Below are 20,449 nucleotides of genomic sequence, written 5' to 3' on the forward strand. Positions count from 1 at the left end.
AGGGTCGTAGTTGATAATGGTCAACTATCCGAGGATCAGTAGTCTTGCTCGACCGTACATCCGCTCACGACCACGCGCTGATGTCTGGTTGATAAATATCAACCCCGCCCTGCTGTCTCGCTCCAGGATAAGCGCATGCGCCACTACTCACTCCTGGCATGCAGCGCAATGCTTGGGTGACTACCTCGGGAGTTTTGTCATGTCTGAGCAATCGCGTTTCATGCTGGTCGTGTCGCCGCTGATGAAAAACAGTCCCGCATTCGACCGCGCCGCCGCACTGGCCAAAGCGTCGGATGCCGCACTGCATATTGTCGCGTTTGATTATCTGGAGGGCCTGGCGACCGCAGGAATGGTCAACGAGCAAGCCCTGGAGCAGATGCGCCTGGGCTATGTCGAACGCCATCATCAATGGCTCGAAGACCAGGCCCGGCCGCTGCGCAAGATCGGAGTGACCGTCACCACCGAGGTCGTCTGGGTGGACAATCCTTTGAAGGAAATCCTCATCCATTTGAAGGAACAGCCGATGGCCGCCCTTGTAAAGGCTCTGGAGCACGAATCATTTCTGTCGCGGCTGATGTTCACGCCGCTGGATATCCACCTGTTGCGCGAACGCCCGGTGCCGCTGCATTTTGTCAGCCACGCTCAAAACGCACTGCCACGCCGAATCGTCGCGGCGGTCGACCCCTTCCATCGTGATGGCCAATACCAGGGCCTCAACGACCGGATCCTGCGCGAAGCAGCAAGACTGGCCGGTATCTGCAATGGCAGCCTGGACGTAATTTATGCTCATGACCTGTCATCGATCAACGCTGCCGAATTCGGCTTCAATAACGCGTCCGCGATCTTTTCTTCCAGCGCAGCCAAGAAACTGTTCGACGCCCAAGGCGAAGCTTTCCAGGCGCTGGCTGCGCGCAACAACATTCCGGCAGAAAACCAGCACATGATTGTGGGCGATCCCGCCAAGGTGCTTTCCAGCTATGCCGATGCTTACGACATCGATGTGATCGTAATGGGCCGCGTCACTCATCGAGGAATAGGCAGACTGGTTGGCAGCACGGTTGAGCATCTGTTGTACAAAATGCCTTGTAGCGTATGGGTGGTAGCGCCAGAAACGCTTACTCGCTGATGGATGCAGTCGACGCTGAAGAAAGGAGTGGATCTCCAGGCACCAGACGGCGACGGAATAGCCAGTCAGGAGCGTGGAAAACATTTCCACGGCACAAAAAATAAGGGCTTGCATGACATATGTCATGCAAGCCCTTGATATTTATGGTGCCCGAAGCCGGAATCGAACCGGCACGCCCTTACGAGCGGGGGATTTTAAGTCCCATGCGTCTACCAGTTTCGCCATTCGGGCGGTAGCGCGGTATTGCTCTGCTCAGCCTTGCGGTTGGATCCTGACAGGATGACCGCTTGAAAAGCCGAGCGGGGAATATATACATCACGTCCCGGTGAAGCAAGTTTGGAGTGCGCGATTTGAGAACTAAATATCGCTGACCGCAGAAAATCAAAAAGCCTCAGAAATCAGGGAGCTACGGAGTTTGCTTGAAGTAGAGGCCGAGGTAACTGGCAAATCGCAGCAACCAGACTGGAAATTGTGGCGATAAACTCAAAAGATTCAGATGCTCACCATCACCTTGGCTGCACGGGTGACAGATGTTTCATCGATTGAGATTATGAGCAGGCAACCCAAGTCTGGACGGGATGTCTACGCTAAAGGTTGGCGCCGAAATCAATAATCAAAGGGTATCAGCACGCCCCCCTTCAACCACGATCACGCCTCACAGAACGTCACCAGAGCAGAGCTCAGGGATGTACAAGCAATCAGGAGATTTGATTCCATGCAAATGAGTGACACCGTTCTAAAAGCGTCTTTAAGCCAAGAGGAGCGCTCGGCGATCGCCGAGATCGAAGCGACCACCAATATCCTGCAGCTTGTCACCCGTCTGACCGGTACACGCTTTGCCGGAATCGCAAAATTCACGGAAACGGAATGGATCGTCTGTTCGGCATACGATCCGATTGAACTGGGAATAAACGTAGGCGATACGCTGGATCTGGAAACTACGCTCTGCAGTGAGTTTCGACGAAATCCTCAAGCCCTCTTCCTTCCACAAATCAGCAAGGATGGACGACTGTCGTCACGTCCTGTGGTGAAGCAGTATTCAATTGAAAGCTACGCAGGCGCGCCTGTTTTCCTGCCGGACGGAAGACTCTGGGGTGCCCTATGTGCTTTGGATTCAAGGGCCGTTCTGTTTGATAACCCGGATCTTGCGGACACACTGACGTTATTCGCACGCCTTATTGGCTGCATCTTTTTCTCGAATCTGACGGTGGAAGGTGCCAGCCATATCAAGACCGGGGCGTGTCTGACTGAGTGACCCTACTCAAACGATGCGGAACACCACACTTTTCCCACAAGCAACAAAAAACCCCGTAGATCATTGATCTACGGGGTTTTTTGATAGTGGAGGCCGAGGTCGGAATCGAACCGGCGTAGGTGGATTTGCAATCCACTGCATAACCATTTTGCTACTCGGCCTCAAAGTATTTGCTGTCAGTAGCGCAACAACAAACACTGTACAAATTGGAGCGGGAAACGAGACTCGAACTCGCGACCCCGACCTTGGCAAGGTCGTGCTCTACCAACTGAGCTATTCCCGCTTGGTGTGGCGCATTCTATAGAATTAAGAAGCCCCGTCAACCCCTTGATTCAAAAAACTTTTATTTCTTTTCTACATCAGTCTTCAGGTGCGGCCAGGCGGCGCGAAGGTATTGAACCATCGACCACAGGGTCAGCCCTGCCGAGACGATCAGCAGCGTATAACCGAGCACGACCCAGAAGCTCAATGCCTTTGGATGAGCCAGCAGAATCACCAACGCGAGCATTTGCGCCGCTGTTTTCCATTTGCCGAGATTGGAAACGGCCACCTGTGCCCGGGCGCCGAGTTCGGCCATCCATTCGCGCAGCGCCGAAATCACGATCTCGCGACCGATGATGACTGCTGCGGGCAGCGTAAGCCAGAGATTGCCGTGCTCCTGCACCAGCAAGACCAGGGCAACAGCGACCATCAGCTTGTCGGCGACCGGATCGAGGAAGGCCCCGAACGGTGTGCTTTGCTCCAGTCGGCGCGCCAGATAACCATCGAGCCAGTCCGTTGCGGCCGCGAAGGCGAACACCGAAGCGGAGGCCATGTAACTCCATTCGTAGGGCAGATAGAACAGCAAAATAAAGATCGGGATGAGCAGGACGCGTAGAACGGTAATCAGATTAGGGATATTCATCGGCACAACTGGCTACGAGGTGAAGGGGCATTCTACTCACTATGCAGGTTCGCATAAATCGACTCAGCGAGCTTTTTACTGATCCCCGGGGCTTTGGCGATCTCTTCGATGCTTGCACGAGACAGCTCCTGCAATCCACCAAAATGTTTCAACAGGTCACGGCGGCGCGTCGGCCCTACCCCTGCGACACCCTCAAGCGTCGAGGTTCGGCGGGTCTTGCCGCGACGGGCGCGATGCCCCGTAATTGCAAAGCGGTGTGCCTCATCGCGGATCTGCTGAATCAGGTGCAACGCGGGCGAATCGCCGCGCAAGGTGAACTCGTGCGCTGCATCATTCAGATACAACGTTTCGAAACCGGCCTTGCGCGTGGCGCCTTTGGCGACGCCCAACAGGATCAGATCCGGTACGGCCAGCTCGTTGAGCACATCGCGGGCCATCGACAATTGGCCCTTGCCACCGTCGACCAGCAGGATGTCCGGCAACTTGCCCTCGCCGTCCTTGAGTTTGCTGAACCGGCGGGTCAGCGCCTGGTGCATGGCCGCATAATCGTCGCCGGCAGTGACGCCTTCGATGTTGTAGCGGCGATAATCCGACTTGATCGCGCCTTCCGGCCCGAACACCACGCAGGAGGCAACCGTCGCTTCGCCGCTGGAATGACTGATGTCGTAGCATTCCAAACGTTGCGGCGGCTCATCCAGATTCAGCACTTCGGCCAGCGCGTCGAATCGCGCGGCGGTGTGCTGACGGTTGGCCAGACGCGCGCCCAAGGCTTGCTCAGCGTTGGTCACTGCCAGTTGCTGCCAGCGCGCACGGGTACCGCGTACCCGGTGACTGATGGCCAATTCGCGGCCGCGCAAGGTATGAATCCCTTCGATCAGCGCTGGGAAATCTTCATGAACCACGTTGACGATCAGTTCGCTCGGCAAATCCCGCTCGGGGCTGCTGATGTAGTACTGGCCGAGAAACGCCGCCATGACTTCGGAAACATCTTCCTCGATGCCGACCTGCGGGAAGAAATTCTTGCTACCCAGCACTCGCCCGCCGCGCACGCTGATCAGGTGGACACAGGCGCCGCCGGGGTTGACGAATGCGGCAATAACGTCGATATCGCCGGTTCCGCCTTCCATGCTCTGCTGGTCCTGTACCCGGCGCAGCAATCCGATCTGGTCACGCAATTCGGCCGCGCGCTCGAACTCGAGATTGATCGCTGCCTCTTCCATCGCCATGGACAGCTCGTTGGTCAGCGCATGGCTGCGACCTTCGAGGAACATCACCGAGTGGCGCACGTCTTCGGCGTAGACGTCAGGCTCGACCAACCCCACGCACGGCGCCTTGCAGCGTTTAATCTGGTATTGCAGGCACGGACGGGTGCGGTTCCTGTAATAGCTGTCTTCGCACTGACGGACGAAAAAGGTTTTTTGCAGGATGCTCAGGCTTTCGCGTATGGCACCGGCACTCGGATATGGGCCGAAATACTTGCCCTTGGCCTTTTTTGCCCCGCGATGGATACTCAGGCGCGGAAACTGCCCGTCGGAGAGAAACACGTACGGATAGGATTTATCGTCGCGCAGCAGGATGTTGTACGGCGGGCGCCACTCCTTGATCAGCGTCTGTTCCAGCAGCAGCGCTTCGGTTTCGTTGGCGGTGATGGTCGTCTCGACCTGAGCGATACGGCCGACCAGTGCGGCCGTCTTCGGCGCCAGCCCGGTCTTGCGAAAGTAGCTCGCCAAACGTTTCTTCAGGTTTTTCGCTTTGCCGACATAGAGCAGGCGCGCTTCGCTGTCGAACATGCGATAGACGCCGGGCCGACCGCTGACGGTCGACAGGAAAGCACTGGAATCAAATTTCTCGGTCATGGTCAGGCGCTGGCATCCACCATGCCGTGACGCACCGCGAGCAGTGTCAACTCGACGTCGCTGCTGATCGAAAGCTTCTCGAAAATGCGATAGCGGTAGGTATTCACGGTTTTCGGCGACAGGCACAACTTGTCGGAAATGATCTGGACCTTCTGGCAACCGACAATCATCAACGCAATCTGGATTTCCCGCTCGGACAACGCATCGAACGGCGAATCATTGGTGGGCTGGAATGATTTGATTGCCAACTGCTGAGCGATCTGCGGACTGATGTAACGCTGCCCGGCGAAGACCAGACGAATGGCCTGAACCATTTCCGGCAGACCCGCGCCCTTGGTCAGGTAACCAGCCGCCCCGGCCTGCAGCAAACGCGTCGGGAAAGGGTCTTCCTCGCACACCGTAACGGCAACCACCTTGATGTCCGGGTGGCTGCGCAGCAGCTTCCGCGTGGCTTCGAGGCCGCCAATGCCGGGCATCTTGACGTCCATGAGCACTACGTCAGGCTTCAATTCACGGGCCTTGATCAGGGACTCTTCACCTGACTCGGCCTGACCCACCACCTGCAGGCCATCGATATCGGCCAGCATTCGTGTAATGCCTGTGCGAACGAGATCATGGTCGTCGACCACTAGCACCCTAATCAAGCAGACACCTCGCGATATGGTCTTATTGGGATGCCGGACACCTTAGCAAAAAGTGCCAGACAGACCTAGCGGAAAGCCGCATTTAAAAAGTTTCAATTCATCATTCAGGGCTTGCCGGCTGTGGGTTTCAGAGCACAGCTGTACTCAAATCGAGCTGCATCCTGAGGAAACACTCATCCCTGCCCACGATGCGCAGTCCTTTGCGTGCATACAGTTCTTGCGCCCGGTTATTGTCAAACACTGTCAGTCGCAGTGCCGGTCGTCTTGCCTGACGAGCCATTTCGGTAACTTGACCAATGGCCCAGGAACCGGCGCCCTGCCCTTGCCAGAGATGATCAATCTGCAATTCGCGTATGTACAGCGCCCGCGCATCCTGGCTCAGACTGAAAAAACCGATCGCCAGTTCATCCTGGAGGATCATCCAGTTGTCACGATACTGCCAGCCTGCGTCGAACGCCTCGTCCTGCCACAACAGGTCGTGGTCAATGTAATAGCGCAGCATGTTGCGACAGGTCAGATCCCGCGCAAGAGCAAGATCATCACGGGTGGCATGCCGGATTCGATAACTCATTCAGCTTTCTCCATGACTGCAAAGTTGCCCTTCACCCGCATGGTTTGCCAGTGATAGGCGTTTCGAGCGGCGGGCAATAGCATTTTCTGATTGCTGATGCGTATCAGCGTCGAGTAAGCTCGGCGCATTCAACGGAGACAGCACATGTTCAACACCCTTCCACAGTCTTGCACCACCAGCGCCCTGCGCTCGGTCGCGGCTGCCCGGGTGAATCACACTTGCGCTCCTGACAATTTTTATTTTGGGTATTGGTTTAGCCACTGGCGCGCCTGATACCCAAACGGCGCCCATGATAACGGGTCGCCTACCAGAGATTTCTCAACCCCCGGTCGGCCTCCCGACCGGGGGTTTTGTTTTTTCAGGCCCATCACTTTCAGCGACACACCACATTTCGAGGATTACACCATGAACCACGCCACTTATTACCGTTACGACAGCTTTAGCGCCTGGCGATTTACCAGCCTCCGCTCGGGACAGCCTGCCGCCTCCGATCGGTCACCCACAGGTGGCAAACACACATGCCTAGCCAGTACGGCCATTTGTCGAACACCCCAGTAGGGCCGAGTGCGCGGGAAAAACCCGCCATCCGCCCAGGAAGACCGAACATGAACTCTTCAGTTTCCGCTTTGCCGCTGTCCACCCTCGATTCTGCCAACGAAGCACTGACCCTGCGTCTGCCCAGCTCGTTGCAGCTCAAACAGCAATTGCCGCTCAGCCATTCCCTGCATCAACAGGTCAACACTCATCGCCAGGCGGTGCGCGCCATCCTTGACGGTGAAGACCCACGCCTGCTGGTCATCGTTGGCCCCTGCTCTATCCATGACCCGCAATCAGCGATTGAGTACGCCAGCAAACTCGCTCGTCTGGCCGAAGATGTCAGCAGTGAAATGCTGCTGGTCATGCGCGCCTACGTCGAAAAGCCGCGTACGACGGTCGGCTGGAAAGGTCTGGCCTACGATCCGCATCTGGACGGCACTGACGATATGGCTGCCGGTCTGACGCTGTCGCGCGGACTGATGCTGGAAATGATCCAGCTCGGACTACCGGTCGCTACCGAACTCCTGCAACCCATGGCCGCCAGCTACTTTGATGACCTGCTGAGCTGGGTGGCCATTGGAGCCCGCACCACCGAGTCGCAGATCCACCGCGAAATGGCCAGTGGCTTGAACATGCCCGTGGGCTTCAAGAACGGCACCGACGGCGGCGCCGCCATTGCTGTCGACGCCATGCGCTCGGCAGCCCATGCGCATCGGCACTTCGGCGTGGACAGCCAAGGGCATCCGGCGATCGTGCAGACAGCCGGCAACGCTGACACCCACATTGTGCTGCGCGGTGGCCATCAAGGGCCAAACTACGACGCAACCAGCGTAGCCAACATCAGCGCCGAACTCAGCCGACTGAAGATTCCCAGCCGGATCATGGTCGATTGCAGCCATGCCAACAGCGGCAAGGATCCACTGCGTCAGCCAGCCGTGTTCAACGAGGTGCTTGAACAACGCCTGCGTGGCAACCACTCGCTGATCGGCGCGATGCTGGAATCTCATCTGTTCGAAGGCTGCCAGCCGCTGAGCACCTCTCTACGCTACGGCGTATCGATAACTGATGGCTGCCTCGGCTTTGACGCAACGGAACAGTTGCTGACCGACGCCGCACGGCGCCTCGCTAACGCCAGGGCCTGATCGCAGATCGCCCTCCCGTTCCATACGAAGCGCGGAGGGCTGACCTTCCCCAGGTTATGCCACTATGCTGATCCGCCTCACGGCAGATTGCTGACTGGTATCGTCCAGACGTTCGATGGTGTAGGCAATCTCCACCGTCGTGCCGTGGTGCTCGCGCCAGAACCGATGGGGAACAATGAAACTCACCGGTTGCCCGGCCGCCTCCCGAGTGATTTCAAGATCATCGCGATGACTGAAAAAATCACCATCGCACTTGAGATAGACCAACTCGTCTTCCTGCACCAGCGGGTCTTCAATCAGAATGGAAACCCCCTCTATCGAGTCCTTCACCGACAGCACATCACCGATCGTCCCAACAATATCCGGCGCGGCCAGTTCAGCACGCACTGCCGGCCCAATGAAAACCGTCGCAGGCTCCGAGGTTCGGATGGCTCCACAGCGTTGTTCAACACGGTAGGCGACCACCACCTCGCCACCACGATGCGCTTCGACGTAGCTGGCCGGCACCCAGAAGGACAGGCTTTGCGCGACGGCGCAGGCCTCGACCTTCAACGAGTCGGTGAATATTTCAGGCGAAGCATCTCCATGCCACGACAGCATGATCCGGTCGCCCGCTGACATCCGAGCGTAAGGCTGCAGGGTCACCAGGGTGCCTTCGACCACTCGCGACGGCTCCAGCGCTCCGTTTACCGAGCCTTCTATTTGCGGCGCCAACAGATGCGGTCCAACGTCCCCGACAGACAGTTGCAGGCGAGCAGATTCCACTGCCTTGGGCGCGGACGCACTTTGCAGTGTCCAGTAAACCTCCAGCGAGCCCCCGTCCAGCGCAGCGACATGCATCGCCTTGATGACGAAGATGACGTCTTTGCCAACCTGGACCTGGCTGATGAATCGAACACTCTCGTATTGATAGGCAAAGCCTTCGATATCCAGCCCCTCCCAAGACAGCACGATCTGATCGCCGCAGCTCATGTTGGCATAAGGGGAAATGCGAACGATGGCCTTGGCCAGCGAAGGATCCAACACGCTCCCTTGGAGCCCGTCAATCGTTGGCGCGACCAGAGGTTCGATAGACACTTCGGCAACCATCGGCTGGCGCATCCGCCAGCAAAACTCGATTTCATGGCTATTCATTTTCGCTTCCACTCCCTGGAAAACGTGCCGCCCCGAATGACGACACTGACATCTACATTGAGGACCTATTTGAACGTTCCGGATGTCAGCCGAATCCACCGCGACAACGGGGTAACCGCTACTCGCAAAGTAGGCAACAGCAGAGGTCACGCGATTATGCCGACAAACGACCCACTGAACTTCCGATTCGGATTTCACAGCTCTCCGAAATTTCGTACGCCTCGTAGTCCATTTTCAAACGCAATGTGAAGCCTCTTCGTACTTCTTCAACGGGAGGAGTGTTTTAGAGTGGCCCGGTGATTTCCCGATGAACTTCTACGAAAAAGGTAAGAACATGCAACGGAATGCTACAACTCGTTATCCCATCCTGTTGGTCCACGGTCTGTTCGGGTTCGAGCATATCGGTCATTTCGAGCTGTTCCATGACGTCAAGTCCGCGCTGAAAACCGCCGGATGTCGATTGTTTGTTCCACACCTTTCGGCCACCCACGACAATGAAAAGCGGGGTGAGCAATTGCTGTCACAGATTGCTTGCGTGCTACGAGGCACAGGCGCGAAGAAAGTCAACCTCATAGGACACAGTCAAGGCGCACTCGCTGCACGCTATGCGGCGGCGCTTGCGCCAAACGTCGTCGCTTCGGTCACCTCCGTCAGTGGCCCGAACCACGGCTCGGAGCTCGCCGACTTCCTGCGCAGGGCACTGATTCCGGGCAAGCTTCCCGAAGCCGTCGCACAGAATGTCGCAACGCACTTCGCCGACTTACTGTCGCTACTGAGCGGCAGCGCGACATTGCCGCAGAATGCGTTAGCCGCACTCAACGCATTGACCACGGTCGGCGTCGGTCAATTCAATGACAAATTTCCCCAGGGACTGCCGCAAACCTGGGGCGGGCATGGTCCTGAGCAAGTCAACGGCGTGCGCTACTACTCGTGGAGCGGGGTTGTTGCGCAATCCACGTTGCCAGTGCTGGATCCGGTTCAAGCAACCTGCCGGGTCCTGTCGCAATATTTCACCACCGAACCCCAGCAGAATGATGGTTTCGTCGGACGCTTCAGTAGCCATCTCGGCCAAGTGATCCGCTCCGATTACCCAATGGATCATTTGGCCAGCCTGCGGCGGAGCGCGGGCACAAAAGCGCCCTCGCCGGATCCGATCGACCTGTACGTCGAACATGCCCAGCGTCTGCAAGCGGCGGATCTATGAATCGGGCAAGGAACGCAGAATGGAACTTTGCCGAGAATTCGCCGACTGATTCCGGTACGCTCCACCTTTTATTGAAACAGTTCGGAGAATTCCCCATGGCCAAAGCCACTGCCCGCCACATCCTGGTTTCCAGCGAAGACAAGTGCAACGAACTCAAGGCTCAGATCGAAGCCGGCGCCGATTTCGCTGAAGTCGCCAAAGCCAACTCCACCTGCCCGTCCAGCCGTCAGGGCGGCGATCTGGGCTCGTTCGGTCCAGGCCAGATGGTCAAGGAATTCGACACCGTGGTATTCAGCGCGCCGATCAACGTCGTGCAAGGCCCGGTAAAAACCCAGTTCGGTTATCACCTGCTGGAAGTCACCAGCCGTCAGGACTGACTCGTCGTCCGATTGCTGACAACGGCCCGCCTTCTGGTGGGCCGTTGTGTTTCAGTTACACATACGGCTGGCGAGTGGCGCGCGGGTCGCGTACAACTTGCGCTTATCGATTTTGCGTTCCAAGGCTGACGATGCGACTGGTTTTTCCCACACTGATGCTCACCGCCCTCGCCTTTCTCATTGGCGCCGCTGGCGTGAACGCTGCCCCGCAACACGCACTGACCGTTTACGGCGAACCGGCCAAATACCCCGCCGGTTTCAGCCATTTCGACTACACCAATCCGCAAGCGCCGAAGGGCGGGACGATGCGGCGCTCGGCCATCGAGATCGGCCACTTCGACCATTTGCTGCCTTATATAGACAAAGGCATCGGCGTGACGCAGATCGACGGCCTGCTGTACTCGCCGCTGGCCCAACGCTCGCTGGACGAGCCTTACACCGTCTATGGTCTGGTTGCGCAGAAGATGGAACGTTCGGACGACGGTCTTTCGCTACGTTTCTTCATCAACCCGAAGGCGCGCTTTGCCGATGGCAAACCGATTACCGCCGAAGACGTGCGCTACACCTACAACCTGCTGATGACCCAGGGCAGCCTGCGTTATCGCACCCAGTTTGCCGACGTCAAAGGCGTCGAAATCGAGGCACCGCTGACCGTGCGCTTCGACTTCAAAAGCAACGAAAACCGAACTTTGCCGCTGGACATCGCGACCTTGCCGGTATTCCCCGAACACTGGTGGAAGAGCCGCGATTTCGCCGGCGGCGGTGGTTATGAACCGCCGCTGGGCAGCGGGCCGTACCGGGTTGGCAAGGTCGACTCCGGGCGCAGTATCACGTTCGAACGCAATGGCGACTGGTGGGGCAAGGACCTGCCGGTCAGCCGCGGCCTGTACAACTTCGACCATTTCAGCATCGAGTATTTCGGCGACACCGATGTCGCCCGCCAGGTGCTGCGTGGTGGCGCCTATGACTACAACCGCGAGTTTTCCGCGACCGGCTATTCGATCGGCTACGACAGCCCTGCCCTCAGCGATGGCCGTTTGCAGAAAGCCCACCTCGCCACTGAAGCGCCGCAATCGGCCCAGGGTTTCGTGTTCAACCTGCAAAAGCCGATGTTCCAGGACCGCCGCGTGCGCCAGGCACTGGCGATGCTCTGGGATTTCGAATGGAGCAACCGGCAGATGATGCGTAACGTCTATATCCGCCAGCAGAGTTACTTCTCCAACACCGATCTCGCCGCCCGGCAGTTGCCCGATACGCAGGAGTTGAAAATCCTTGAACCGCTGCGCGGTCAGGTGCCTGAGGAAGTGTTCAGCAAAGTCTTCGAAGCACCGAAGACCGATGGCAGCGGCATCATCCGTGACAAGCAGTTGCAAGCCCTGGAACTGCTCGAGCAGGCCGGCTGGAAACCGGATGGCGACCAGTTGGTCAACAGCGCCGGCGAACCGCTGAGCTTCACTTTTCTGGTCAGCCAGAATGGAATGGACCGCCTGCTGTTGCCTTACAAGCGCACGCTGAAACAGATCGGCATCGAGCTCAATATTCGCCGCATCGACGCCTCGCAATACGTCAATCGCCTGATGAGTCGCGACTACGACATGATCGTCACCGGCTACCCCGTTACTACTTCTCCGGGCGGCGAGTTGCTCAACTACTTCGGCTCGGCAGCGGCCAACGATCCGGGCGCGAACAATTACATGGTGCTGAAAAATCCGGCAGTCGACACTTTGATCAACGGCCTGATCCGCGCCTCGACCCAATCAGACATGCTGCATTACGCCCATGCGCTGGACCGGGTGCTGCAATGGAACTACTACTGGATTCCCAATTACTACCCGCCAGGCACCTCGACCGTCTGGTGGAACCGCTTCGGCATTCCCACGGTGCAGGCGAGCAATGACGAAGCCATCGAGAGCTGGTGGGAAATCAGCCGCACGCCACTGACCAATCAACAGATGACCGCTGAGAAAATCAGTCGCGGCAGACCCGGAGGACCGCACTGATGTGGGGTTACATACTGCGGCGCCTGCTGCTGATCATTCCGACGCTGGTGATCATCCTGCTGGTCAATTTCGTGATCATTCAGGCCGCGCCCGGCGGACCGGTCGAACAAGCCATCGCCCATCTGCAAGGCATCGGCGGCGCCAGTGTCGGCGGCGGTGCCAGCGAGACATCGAGCAACGCTTCGCGCGCCAGCCGTGGCCTCGACCCGCAACTGATCAAGGACATCGAAAAGCAGTACGGCTTCGACAAACCGGCCCACGAGCGTCTGTGGCTGATGCTGAAGAATTACGCGCAACTGGACTTCGGCAAGAGCTTCTTCCGGGGCGCTACAGTCACCGACCTGATTCTGGAAAAGATGCCGGTGACCATTTCGCTCGGGCTGTGGGCGACGCTGATCACCTATCTCGTGTCGATCCCGCTGGGCATCCGCAAGGCTGTGCACCACGGCAGCCATTTCGATATCTGGAGCAGCACGGCGATCATCATCGGTTACGCCATGCCGGCGTTTCTGTTCGCGATGTTCCTGATCGTCGTATTCGCCGGCGGCACTTCGCTCAACTGGTTTCCGGTGCGCGGGCTGGTGTCGGACAACTTCGAATCGCTGTCGACACTGGGCAAGATTGCCGATTACTTCTGGCATCTGGTGCTGCCGGTCACGGCGCTGGTGATCGGTGGATTCGCGACGCTGACGATCCTTACAAAAAACTCGTTCCTCAATGAAATCACCCGACAGTACGTAGTAACGGCCCGCGCCAAAGGCTTGAGCGAACGCCGCGTGCTGTACGGACACGTGTTTCGCAACGCCATGCTGTTGGTGGTCTCGGGGATACCTCAGGCGTTCATCAGTGTGTTCTTCGCCGGCTCACTGCTGATCGAAGTGATCTTCTCCCTCGATGGCCTTGGGCGCATGAGTTACGAAGCAGCGGTATCGCGGGATTATCCAGTGGTGTTCGGTTCACTGTTCATCTTCACCCTGTTCGGCCTGCTGATAAAACTGATCGGCGACCTGTGCTACACCCTGGTCGACCCGCGTATCGACTTCGCCGCGAGGAATGCCTGATGTTCAAGCTCTCGCCTTTGGGTCGTCGCCGTTTCGAACGGTTCAAGAAAAACCGTCGTGGCTGGTGGTCGCTGTGGCTGTTCATCGGCCTGTTCATCCTGACGCTGGGTGGCGAGTTGATCGCCAACGACAAACCGTTGATGGTCAGTTATCAGGGCCAGTGGTACTTCCCGGTGTTCAAGCGCCATACCGAACAGGAGTTCGGCGGGCAACTGCCGTTTCAGGCCGATTATCGCAGCGAGTACGTGCAGAATCTGATACGCAAGGACGGTGGCTGGTTGCTGTTCCCGCCGATTCCGTTCAGCGACGACACCCCCAACTATGACCTGAACAAACCGGCGCCAAGTCCCCCGACTTCGGTGAACTGGCTGGGCACCGACGATCAGGCACGCGATGTGCTGGCGCGGGTCATCTTTGGCGCTCGGGTGTCGATTCTGTTTGCCTTGATGCTGACATTTGTCAGTGCGCTGATCGGTATCGCCGCCGGCGCGTTGCAGGGGTATTACGGTGGCTGGGTCGACCTGCTTGGACAACGCGTGCTGGAAGTCTGGTCGGGGCTGCCGGTGTTGTATCTGCTGATCATCCTCTCCGGTTTCGTCGAGCCGAATTTCTGGTGGCTGCTGGGGATCATGGCGCTGTTTTCCTGGTTGGCGCTGGTGGACGTGGTGCGCGCCGAGTTCCTGCGCGGGCGCAATCTGGAATACGTCAAAGCCGCACGTGCCCTGGGCCTGACTGACCGCAAGGTGATCTTCCGGCACATTCTGCCCAACGCAATGAACGCGACGCTGAGTTACCTGCCGTTCATTCTGACCGGAGCGATTTCGACGCTGACCGCGCTGGATTTCCTCGGCTTCGGCATGCCGGCCGGCAGCGCTTCGCTGGGTGAACTGATCGGTCAGGGCAAGCAGAACCTGCAAGCACCGTGGCTCGGGTTGACCGCGTTCTTTACCCTGGCGCTGATCCTCTCCTTGTTGGTATTCATCGGCGAAGCGTTACGTGACGCTTTTGACCCTCGATCCTGAAGCGTGACCATGACTGAAAACCTGATTGAAATCCGCAACCTCAATGTCGCCTTCCATGGTCAGACTGTGGTGCGTGACCTGTGCTTGGATATCCGCCCCGGTGAGTGCTTGGCTCTGGTGGGCGAATCGGGCTCGGGGAAATCGGTGACCGCGCATTCGATCCTGCAACTGCTGCCTGAGAGCGAGGCGCAAACCCGTGGCAGCATCCGCTATCGCGGGCAGGAACTGCTCGGTGCTGATCCGAAGGTCTTGCGAGAACTGCGCGGCAATCGCATCGCCATGATCTTTCAGGAACCGATGACTTCGCTCAATCCGCTGCACACCATCGAAAAGCAGATCGGCGAGACCCTGTTGCTGCACCGCGGCCTCGGCGGCAAGCAAGCGCAGCAGCGCATTCTCGAATTGCTCGGGCTGGTCGGCATCCAGAAACCCAAGGAACGCTTGAAAGCCTATCCGCACCAACTCTCTGGCGGGCAACGGCAACGGGTGATGATCGCCATGGCCCTGGCCTGCGAACCGGAGTTGTTGATTGCCGACGAGCCGACAACGGCACTGGACGTCACCGTGCAACGCAAGATTCTCTTGCTGCTCAAGTCCCTGCAACAGCGGCTCGGCATGTCGCTGCTGCTGATCAGTCACGATCTCAATCTGGTGCGCAGCATCGCGCAGCGGGTGTGTGTGATGAAGGCTGGCGAGATCGTCGAGCAGGCACCCTGCGAAACCCTGTTCACCGAACCCAAACACCCTTACAGCTGCGTGCTGTTGAACGCTGAGCCGGAAGGTGAAGCCCTGCCCCGTGACGAACGTGAAAATGTACTGGAAGTCGCTGACTTGCGCGTCAATTTCCAGGTCAGCGGCGGGCTGTTCAGGCGCAAGCAGTATCTGCGCGCTGTCGATGGCATCAGCCTGAATATCCAGCGCGGCAAGACCTTGGGCATTGTTGGCGAGTCCGGTTCGGGCAAGTCGACGCTGGGTCAGGCGATCCTGCGCTTGCTGGATTCCGAGGGCAGCATTCGCTTTCAGGGCGAAGCGCTGGACGGCCTCAATCAAAAGCAGCTGCGGCCGTGGCGGCGGCAGATGCAGGTGGTGTTTCAGGACCCGTTTGGCAGCCTGAGCCCGCGCATGTCGGTGGCACAGATCATCAGCGAAGGTCTGGAAGTGCATTGCGAGTCGACCGCTAATGAATGTGATGAGCAAGTGATTCGCGTGCTCAGGGAAGTCGGCCTCGACCCGGAAAGCCGCCATCGCTACCCGCATGAATTTTCCGGCGGCCAACGCCAGCGCATCGCCATCGCCCGGGCCTTGGTGCTGAAACCGGCGCTGATCCTGCTCGATGAACCGACCTCGGCCCTCGACCGCACTGTGCAGAAACAAGTGGTCGCCCTGCTCCGTGATTTGCAGGAAAAATACGGTTTGACCTACCTGTTTATCAGCCATGATCTGGCGGTGGTGCGCGCGTTGGCACACGACATGATCGTGATCAAGGACGGTCAGGTGGTCGAGCGTGGTGCCAGTCACGACGTGTTTGACAACCCGCAGCATCCCTACACCAAAGAGCTGCTGGCGGCGGTGCATCCGGGGTAGGTATTTTCTGCTGATTCGCGGCGCGGCATTCGCGAGCAGGCTCGCTCCCACATTTGGAATGCAGGCCCCTGTGAGAGCGAGCCTGCTCGCGAGGGGATCGTTACCGGCAACAAACAATCAGGACCAGCCTCCATGAACACCACCGAAAGCCTCAAGGACTACCAACGGGTGCGCACTCTGGCGATCCGTTCGCTGTTCGAGATCATCGAGCAATCCAGTGAGGGCACGGTGATTGTCGATCGCGATGCGAACATCGTCTGGATGAACGAACGCTACGCCCGGCGCTTTGGTCTCGATTCAGCGGCAGGCGCTATCGGCAAACCCTGCGAAAGCGTGATCCCCGGCAGCCTGCTGCGCGAGGTGGTGCGCACCGGCCGGCCGATTCTGCTGGACATGCAGGACACGCCAAAGGAGCCGCTGGTGGTGATGCGCCTGCCGATCCACGACGATGCCGGCAGCGTGATCGGCGCCATCGGTTTTGCCCTGTTCGACGAGTTGCGCACGCTGTCGCCGATGCTCAAGCGTTACCTGAGCATGCAGGAAGAACTCGCCTCGACCCGCTCACTGCTGCGTGCGCGGCAGACCAAATACAACTTCGCCCATTTCATCGGTACCAGCGCCGCCAGCCTTGAAGTCAAACGACGTGCGCGACGAAGCGCCAGCGCTGATTCGCCCGTGTTGCTGTTGGGAGAAACCGGCACTGGCAAAGAGTTACTCGCACAAGCCATTCACAGCGCTTCGCCGCGCGCGCACAAAGCCTTCGTCAGCATCAACAGCGCGGCAATTCCCGAGGCGCTGCTGGAGGCCGAGTTCTTTGGCACGGCACCCGGCGCCTTTACCGGCGCCGACCGCAAGGGCCGCACCGGCAAACTGCAGATCGCTCAGGGTGGCACGCTGTTTCTCGACGAGATCGGCGATATGCCGCTACCGCTGCAAAGCAAACTGCTGCGCGTGTTGCAGGAAAAGGAGTTCGAACCGGTCGGCTCCAATGAAGTGATTCAGAGCGATGTGCGGGTAATCGCCGCGACGTCGACGGATTTGCAGGCGGCGATCAAGCGCGGCGAATTTCGCGCCGATTTGTACTACCGCCTCAATGTCCTGCCGATCCAGGTGCCGCCGCTGCGCGAACGTCTCGATGATCTGCCGGCGCTGAGCGAGGCGATTCTCGAAGAACTGCGCAGCCAGCATGAACTGCACCGCGATGCGCTGGCGCTGTTGGGCCAGCATGCCTGGCCGGGCAACATCCGTGAGTTGCGCAATGTGTTGGAGCGGGCGGCGTTGCTCAGTGATGACCTCATGCTGACCGAGCAGGATATTCGCGGGGCGATTGGCACGTTTACTCCCGTTGCGCGGACGTCCGAGCCGAGCACGCACGCATCGGCTCGGGAGACATTCGCGCAGGCGCGGGCGCGCTTTGATCGGCAGTTGATCGAATCGACCCTGGCGCAATGCGCGGGGAAAGTACCGGAGGCTGCGGTTCGGCTGGGTCTGGGGCGGTCGACGCTCTACAAGAAAATGGCTGCGCTGGGGATTGCCGAGTCTACATAAAGAGATATCGAATCTCTGTATGAAGACAAAACAAAAGCTTCGCGAGCAGGCTCGCTCCCACAGGGGAATGCATGTCAAATGTGGGAGCGAGCCTGCTCGCGAAGGCTCCGGCCCATTCAAAGAAAATCTCAACTAAGAGACAAAAACAGCTTCGAGAACTCGACCGAAATCTAATTTCCTTATATTTCAAACAGTTAGAAGATTGGCACAAATCTCGCTAACGCACTCTCCACACCCGTTTCACCCACAAAAATAACAATCTGGAGAGACACACCATGAGTGTGATCATTGCCTTGGCAGCCCTGACGCTGCTGATGCTCGCCGCCTACCGTGGCTACAGCGTCATCCTCTTCGCCCCGATCGCTGCTCTCGGCGCGGTGCTGCTGACCGATCCGTCCGCCGTTGCCCCCGCGTTCACCGGGGTGTTCATGGACAAGATGGTCGGTTTCATCAAGCTCTACTTCCCGGTATTTCTGCTCGGCGCGGTGTTCGGCAAGCTCATCGAACTGTCCGGTTTCTCGCGCTCGATCGTCGCCGCTGCGATTCGCCTGCTCGGCACCAAACAAGCAATGCTGGTGATCGTGCTCGTGTGCGCCCTGCTCACTTATGGCGGCGTGTCGTTGTTCGTCGTAGTCTTCGCCGTGTATCCGTTTGCAGCGGAGATGTTCCGCCAGAGCAATATCCCCAAGCGTTTGATTCCGGCGACCATTGCCCTCGGTGCATTCTCGTTCACCATGGACGCCCTGCCCGGCACGCCGCAAATCCAGAACATCATCCCCAGCACCTTCTTCAACACCACCGCATGGGCGGCGCCGTGGCTGGGTGTGATCGGCACGATCTTCGTGTTCTGCGCCGGCATGCTGTTTCTGCAGCGCCAACGCAACAAGGCGCAACGTGCCGGCGAAGGCTACGGCACTGAACTGCGCAACGAACCGGAAACTGCCGAAGACCTGAAACTGCCCAACCCGTGGATTGCCCTTTCGCCATTGCTGGCCGTGGGCATCATGAACCTGCTGTTCACCCAATGGATTCCGCAGTGGTATGGCAAGACCCACAGCCTCGCACTGCCGGGCATGGCCGCGCCGGTCACTACCGAAATCGCCAAGCTCACGGCGATCTGGGCGGTGCAGGCGGCGTTGCTGGTCGGCATCCTCATGGTGCTGGCGTTCGGCTTTAAGGCGATTAAAAGCAAGCTCGCCGAAGGCAGCAAAAGTGCGGTCAGCGGTGCGTTGCTCGCGGCCATGAACACCGCGTCTGAATACGGCTTTGGTGCGGTAATCGCTTCGCTGCCGGGCTTTCTGGTGCTGGCCGACTGGCTCAAGCAGATTCCCAATCCGTTGGTCAACGAAGCGATCACCGTGACGCTGCTCGCCGGCATCACCGGTTCGGCCTCGGGCGGCATGAGCATTGCGCTGGCAGCGATGTCCGAGCAGTTCATCAGTGCAGCACATGCGGCGAATATCCCGTTGGAAGTGCTGCACCGCGTGGCCGCGATGGCCAGTGGCGGCATGGACACCCTGCCGCACAACGGCGCGGTGATCACCCTGCTGGCGGTGACCGGATTGACCCACCGCGAAGCCTACAAAGACATTTTCTGTATTACGCTGATCAAGACCCTCGCGGTTTTCGTGGTGATCGGCACTTTCTACGCCATTGGTATTGTGTGAGGTATTCATGACCACTCTTTCCGGCAAGACAGCTTTGGTGACCGGCTCCACCAGCGGTATCGGCCTGGGCATCGCGCTGACTCTCGCGAAAGCTGGCGCCAACCTGATTCTCAATGGCTTCGGCGATGCTTCGAAGGTGATCGCCGAAGTCGCTCAGTTCGGCGGCAAGGTCGGCCATCATCCCGCCGATGTCAGCGACCCGGCGCAGATTGCCGACATGGTCGCCTACGCCGAGCGCGAGTTTGGCGGCGTCGACATTCTGGTCAACAACGCCGGCATTCAGCACGTTGCGGCGGTAGAAGAGTTTCCCGTTGAGCGCTGGGATTCGATCATTGCGATCAACCTGTCATCGGTGTTCCACAGCACCCGTTTGAGTCTGCCGGGCATGCGCCGCAAGAACTGGGGGCGCATCATCAATATCGCCTCGGTGCACGGCCAGGTCGGCTCCATCGGCAAAGCCGCGTACGTCGCCGCCAAGCATGGCGTGATCGGCCTGACCAAAGTGGTCGGGCTGGAAACCGCGACCACCAATGTCACTTGCAATGCGATCTGTCCGGGCTGGGTGTTGACGCCGCTGGTGCAGAAGCAGATCGACGATCGCGCGGCCAAGGGGGTCGATCCGCAGCAGGCGCAGCATGATCTGCTGGCGGAAAAACAGCCCTCGCTGGAGTTCGTCACACCGCAGCATCTGGGTGAGCTGGTGCTGTTCTTGTGCAGCGAAGCCGGCAGCCAGGTGCGCGGCGCGGCGTGGAACATTGATGGTGGCTGGCTGGCGCAATAAACACCTGGCCATTGTGGGAGCGAGCCCGCTCGCGAA

At 58.6% G+C, this 20,449-nt stretch carries 17 protein-coding genes and 3 tRNA genes; 12 read left to right on the forward strand and 8 right to left on the reverse strand.

Translation table 11 applies throughout. The features are described 5' to 3' along the window. Positions 1-199: 199 nt before the first annotated feature. Positions 200-1,126, forward strand: coding sequence for a universal stress protein (locus AB4N48_RS11795; protein WP_460095484.1), 927 nt, complete (start codon positions 200-202; stop codon positions 1,124-1,126). A gap of 144 nt (positions 1,127-1,270) precedes the next feature. On the opposite strand, the gene AB4N48_RS11800 is transcribed toward AB4N48_RS11795, so the two are convergent. Then, positions 1,271-1,357, reverse strand: a tRNA-Leu gene (locus tag AB4N48_RS11800). 490 nt (positions 1,358-1,847) lie between these two features. On the opposite strand from AB4N48_RS11800, the gene AB4N48_RS11805 reads away from it, so the two are divergent. Next, on the forward strand, positions 1,848-2,381 hold the full coding sequence (locus AB4N48_RS11805; protein WP_164488345.1) for a GAF domain-containing protein: 534 nt from the start codon (positions 1,848-1,850) through the stop codon (positions 2,379-2,381). Positions 2,382-2,468: 87 nt separating this feature from the next. Here the strand turns inward: AB4N48_RS11805 and AB4N48_RS11810 are convergent. The 6 genes from AB4N48_RS11810 to AB4N48_RS11835 form a co-directional block, all read right to left on the reverse strand. Next, positions 2,469-2,542 (reverse strand) — tRNA-Cys (locus AB4N48_RS11810). A 46-nt stretch (positions 2,543-2,588) separates the two neighbouring features. Continuing rightward, a tRNA-Gly gene (locus AB4N48_RS11815) sits at positions 2,589-2,664 on the reverse strand. A gap of 60 nt (positions 2,665-2,724) precedes the next feature. Then, positions 2,725-3,285 (reverse strand): CDP-diacylglycerol--glycerol-3-phosphate 3-phosphatidyltransferase, encoded by a 561-nt coding sequence (pgsA, locus tag AB4N48_RS11820; RefSeq protein ID WP_056785283.1) that lies wholly within the window; start codon positions 3,283-3,285, stop codon positions 2,725-2,727. Between the two features lie 32 nt (positions 3,286-3,317). Then, positions 3,318-5,141: an excinuclease ABC subunit UvrC gene (gene uvrC, locus AB4N48_RS11825; protein WP_252869366.1), complete on the reverse strand. Its 1,824-nt coding sequence runs from the start codon at positions 5,139-5,141 to the stop codon at positions 3,318-3,320. A 2-nt stretch (positions 5,142-5,143) separates the two neighbouring features. Continuing rightward, a complete protein-coding gene (gacA, locus tag AB4N48_RS11830) occupies positions 5,144-5,785 on the reverse strand; it encodes a response regulator transcription factor GacA (RefSeq protein ID WP_024012761.1) in 642 nt (213 codons plus the stop codon). 127 nt (positions 5,786-5,912) lie between these two features. After that, positions 5,913-6,356, reverse strand: a complete 444-nt coding sequence (locus AB4N48_RS11835) for a GNAT family N-acetyltransferase (protein ID WP_056785278.1) — start codon at positions 6,354-6,356, stop codon at positions 5,913-5,915. A gap of 605 nt (positions 6,357-6,961) precedes the next feature. Here AB4N48_RS11835 and AB4N48_RS11840 point away from each other — a divergent pair. Further along, a complete protein-coding gene (locus tag AB4N48_RS11840) occupies positions 6,962-8,035 on the forward strand; it encodes a 3-deoxy-7-phosphoheptulonate synthase (protein WP_460095485.1) in 1,074 nt (357 codons plus the stop codon). Positions 8,036-8,089: 54 nt separating this feature from the next. Here AB4N48_RS11840 and AB4N48_RS11845 read toward each other — a convergent pair whose 3' ends face one another. Continuing rightward, positions 8,090-9,169, reverse strand: a complete 1,080-nt coding sequence (locus AB4N48_RS11845; protein ID WP_460095486.1) for a hypothetical protein — start codon at positions 9,167-9,169, stop codon at positions 8,090-8,092. Positions 9,170-9,503: 334 nt separating this feature from the next. On the opposite strand from AB4N48_RS11845, the gene AB4N48_RS11850 reads away from it, so the two are divergent. From AB4N48_RS11850 to hbdH, 9 genes are all read left to right on the forward strand, one after another. Then, complete coding sequence (locus AB4N48_RS11850; protein WP_460143640.1) at positions 9,504-10,373, forward strand: esterase/lipase family protein; 870 nt, start codon at positions 9,504-9,506, stop codon at positions 10,371-10,373. A 95-nt stretch (positions 10,374-10,468) separates the two neighbouring features. Next, the gene (locus tag AB4N48_RS11855) at positions 10,469-10,750 is read left to right on the forward strand and encodes a peptidylprolyl isomerase (protein ID WP_041478733.1); all 282 of its coding nucleotides are present in this window, start codon (positions 10,469-10,471) and stop codon (positions 10,748-10,750) included. Positions 10,751-10,881: 131 nt separating this feature from the next. Next, positions 10,882-12,750, forward strand: coding sequence for an extracellular solute-binding protein (locus AB4N48_RS11860; RefSeq protein ID WP_150635512.1), 1,869 nt, complete (start codon positions 10,882-10,884; stop codon positions 12,748-12,750). Continuing rightward, positions 12,750-13,811 carry a microcin C ABC transporter permease YejB gene (locus AB4N48_RS11865; protein ID WP_039758569.1) on the forward strand — a complete coding sequence of 354 codons (1,062 nt, stop codon included), beginning with the start codon at positions 12,750-12,752 and terminating at the stop codon, positions 13,809-13,811. Before AB4N48_RS11860 ends, AB4N48_RS11865 begins: the two co-directional genes overlap by 1 nt. After that, the gene (locus AB4N48_RS11870) at positions 13,811-14,833 is read left to right on the forward strand and encodes an ABC transporter permease (protein WP_041478730.1); all 1,023 of its coding nucleotides are present in this window, start codon (positions 13,811-13,813) and stop codon (positions 14,831-14,833) included. Before AB4N48_RS11865 ends, AB4N48_RS11870 begins: the two co-directional genes overlap by 1 nt. A 9-nt stretch (positions 14,834-14,842) precedes the next feature. Beyond that, entirely contained in the window at positions 14,843-16,417 is a 1,575-nt protein-coding gene (locus AB4N48_RS11875; protein WP_460095487.1) for an ABC transporter ATP-binding protein, read from the forward strand. 132 nt (positions 16,418-16,549) lie between these two features. Further along, positions 16,550-17,965, forward strand: a complete 1,416-nt coding sequence (locus tag AB4N48_RS11880; protein ID WP_460095488.1) for a sigma-54 interaction domain-containing protein — start codon at positions 16,550-16,552, stop codon at positions 17,963-17,965. A 275-nt stretch (positions 17,966-18,240) separates the two neighbouring features. Then, positions 18,241-19,632: a GntP family permease gene (locus tag AB4N48_RS11885; RefSeq protein WP_460095489.1), complete on the forward strand. Its 1,392-nt coding sequence runs from the start codon at positions 18,241-18,243 to the stop codon at positions 19,630-19,632. Between the two features lie 7 nt (positions 19,633-19,639). Then, positions 19,640-20,413, forward strand: coding sequence for a 3-hydroxybutyrate dehydrogenase (hbdH, locus tag AB4N48_RS11890; RefSeq protein ID WP_375123553.1), 774 nt, complete (start codon positions 19,640-19,642; stop codon positions 20,411-20,413). The last annotated feature ends 36 nt before the right edge of the window (positions 20,414-20,449 follow it).

The sequence above is a fragment of the Pseudomonas sp. S2_C11 genome, from assembly GCF_054668395.1.

Bases quoted from the DNA above. Each gene is read 5' to 3' on its own strand.
- AB4N48_RS11835 (WP_056785278.1), bottom strand. From the start codon at position 6,356: ATGAGTTATCGAATCCGGCATGCCACCCGTGATGATCTTGCTCTTGCG.
- AB4N48_RS11865 (WP_039758569.1), top strand. From the start codon at position 12,750: ATGTGGGGTTACATACTGCGGCGCCTGCTGCTGATCATTCCGACGCTG.
- AB4N48_RS11850 (WP_460143640.1), top strand. From the start codon at position 9,504: ATGCAACGGAATGCTACAACTCGTTATCCCATCCTGTTGGTCCACGGT.
- AB4N48_RS11855 (WP_041478733.1), top strand. From the start codon at position 10,469: ATGGCCAAAGCCACTGCCCGCCACATCCTGGTTTCCAGCGAAGACAAG.
- AB4N48_RS11880 (WP_460095488.1), top strand. From the start codon at position 16,550: ATGAACACCACCGAAAGCCTCAAGGACTACCAACGGGTGCGCACTCTG.
- hbdH (WP_375123553.1), top strand. From the start codon at position 19,640: ATGACCACTCTTTCCGGCAAGACAGCTTTGGTGACCGGCTCCACCAGC.
- AB4N48_RS11885 (WP_460095489.1), top strand. From the start codon at position 18,241: ATGAGTGTGATCATTGCCTTGGCAGCCCTGACGCTGCTGATGCTCGCC.
- AB4N48_RS11870 (WP_041478730.1), top strand. From the start codon at position 13,811: ATGTTCAAGCTCTCGCCTTTGGGTCGTCGCCGTTTCGAACGGTTCAAG.
- AB4N48_RS11860 (WP_150635512.1), top strand. From the start codon at position 10,882: ATGCGACTGGTTTTTCCCACACTGATGCTCACCGCCCTCGCCTTTCTC.
- uvrC (WP_252869366.1), bottom strand. From the start codon at position 5,141: ATGACCGAGAAATTTGATTCCAGTGCTTTCCTGTCGACCGTCAGCGGT.
- AB4N48_RS11805 (WP_164488345.1), top strand. From the start codon at position 1,848: ATGAGTGACACCGTTCTAAAAGCGTCTTTAAGCCAAGAGGAGCGCTCG.
- AB4N48_RS11840 (WP_460095485.1), top strand. From the start codon at position 6,962: ATGAACTCTTCAGTTTCCGCTTTGCCGCTGTCCACCCTCGATTCTGCC.
- AB4N48_RS11875 (WP_460095487.1), top strand. From the start codon at position 14,843: ATGACTGAAAACCTGATTGAAATCCGCAACCTCAATGTCGCCTTCCAT.
- pgsA (WP_056785283.1), bottom strand. From the start codon at position 3,285: ATGAATATCCCTAATCTGATTACCGTTCTACGCGTCCTGCTCATCCCG.
- AB4N48_RS11795 (WP_460095484.1), top strand. From the start codon at position 200: ATGTCTGAGCAATCGCGTTTCATGCTGGTCGTGTCGCCGCTGATGAAA.
- AB4N48_RS11845 (WP_460095486.1), bottom strand. From the start codon at position 9,169: ATGAATAGCCATGAAATCGAGTTTTGCTGGCGGATGCGCCAGCCGATG.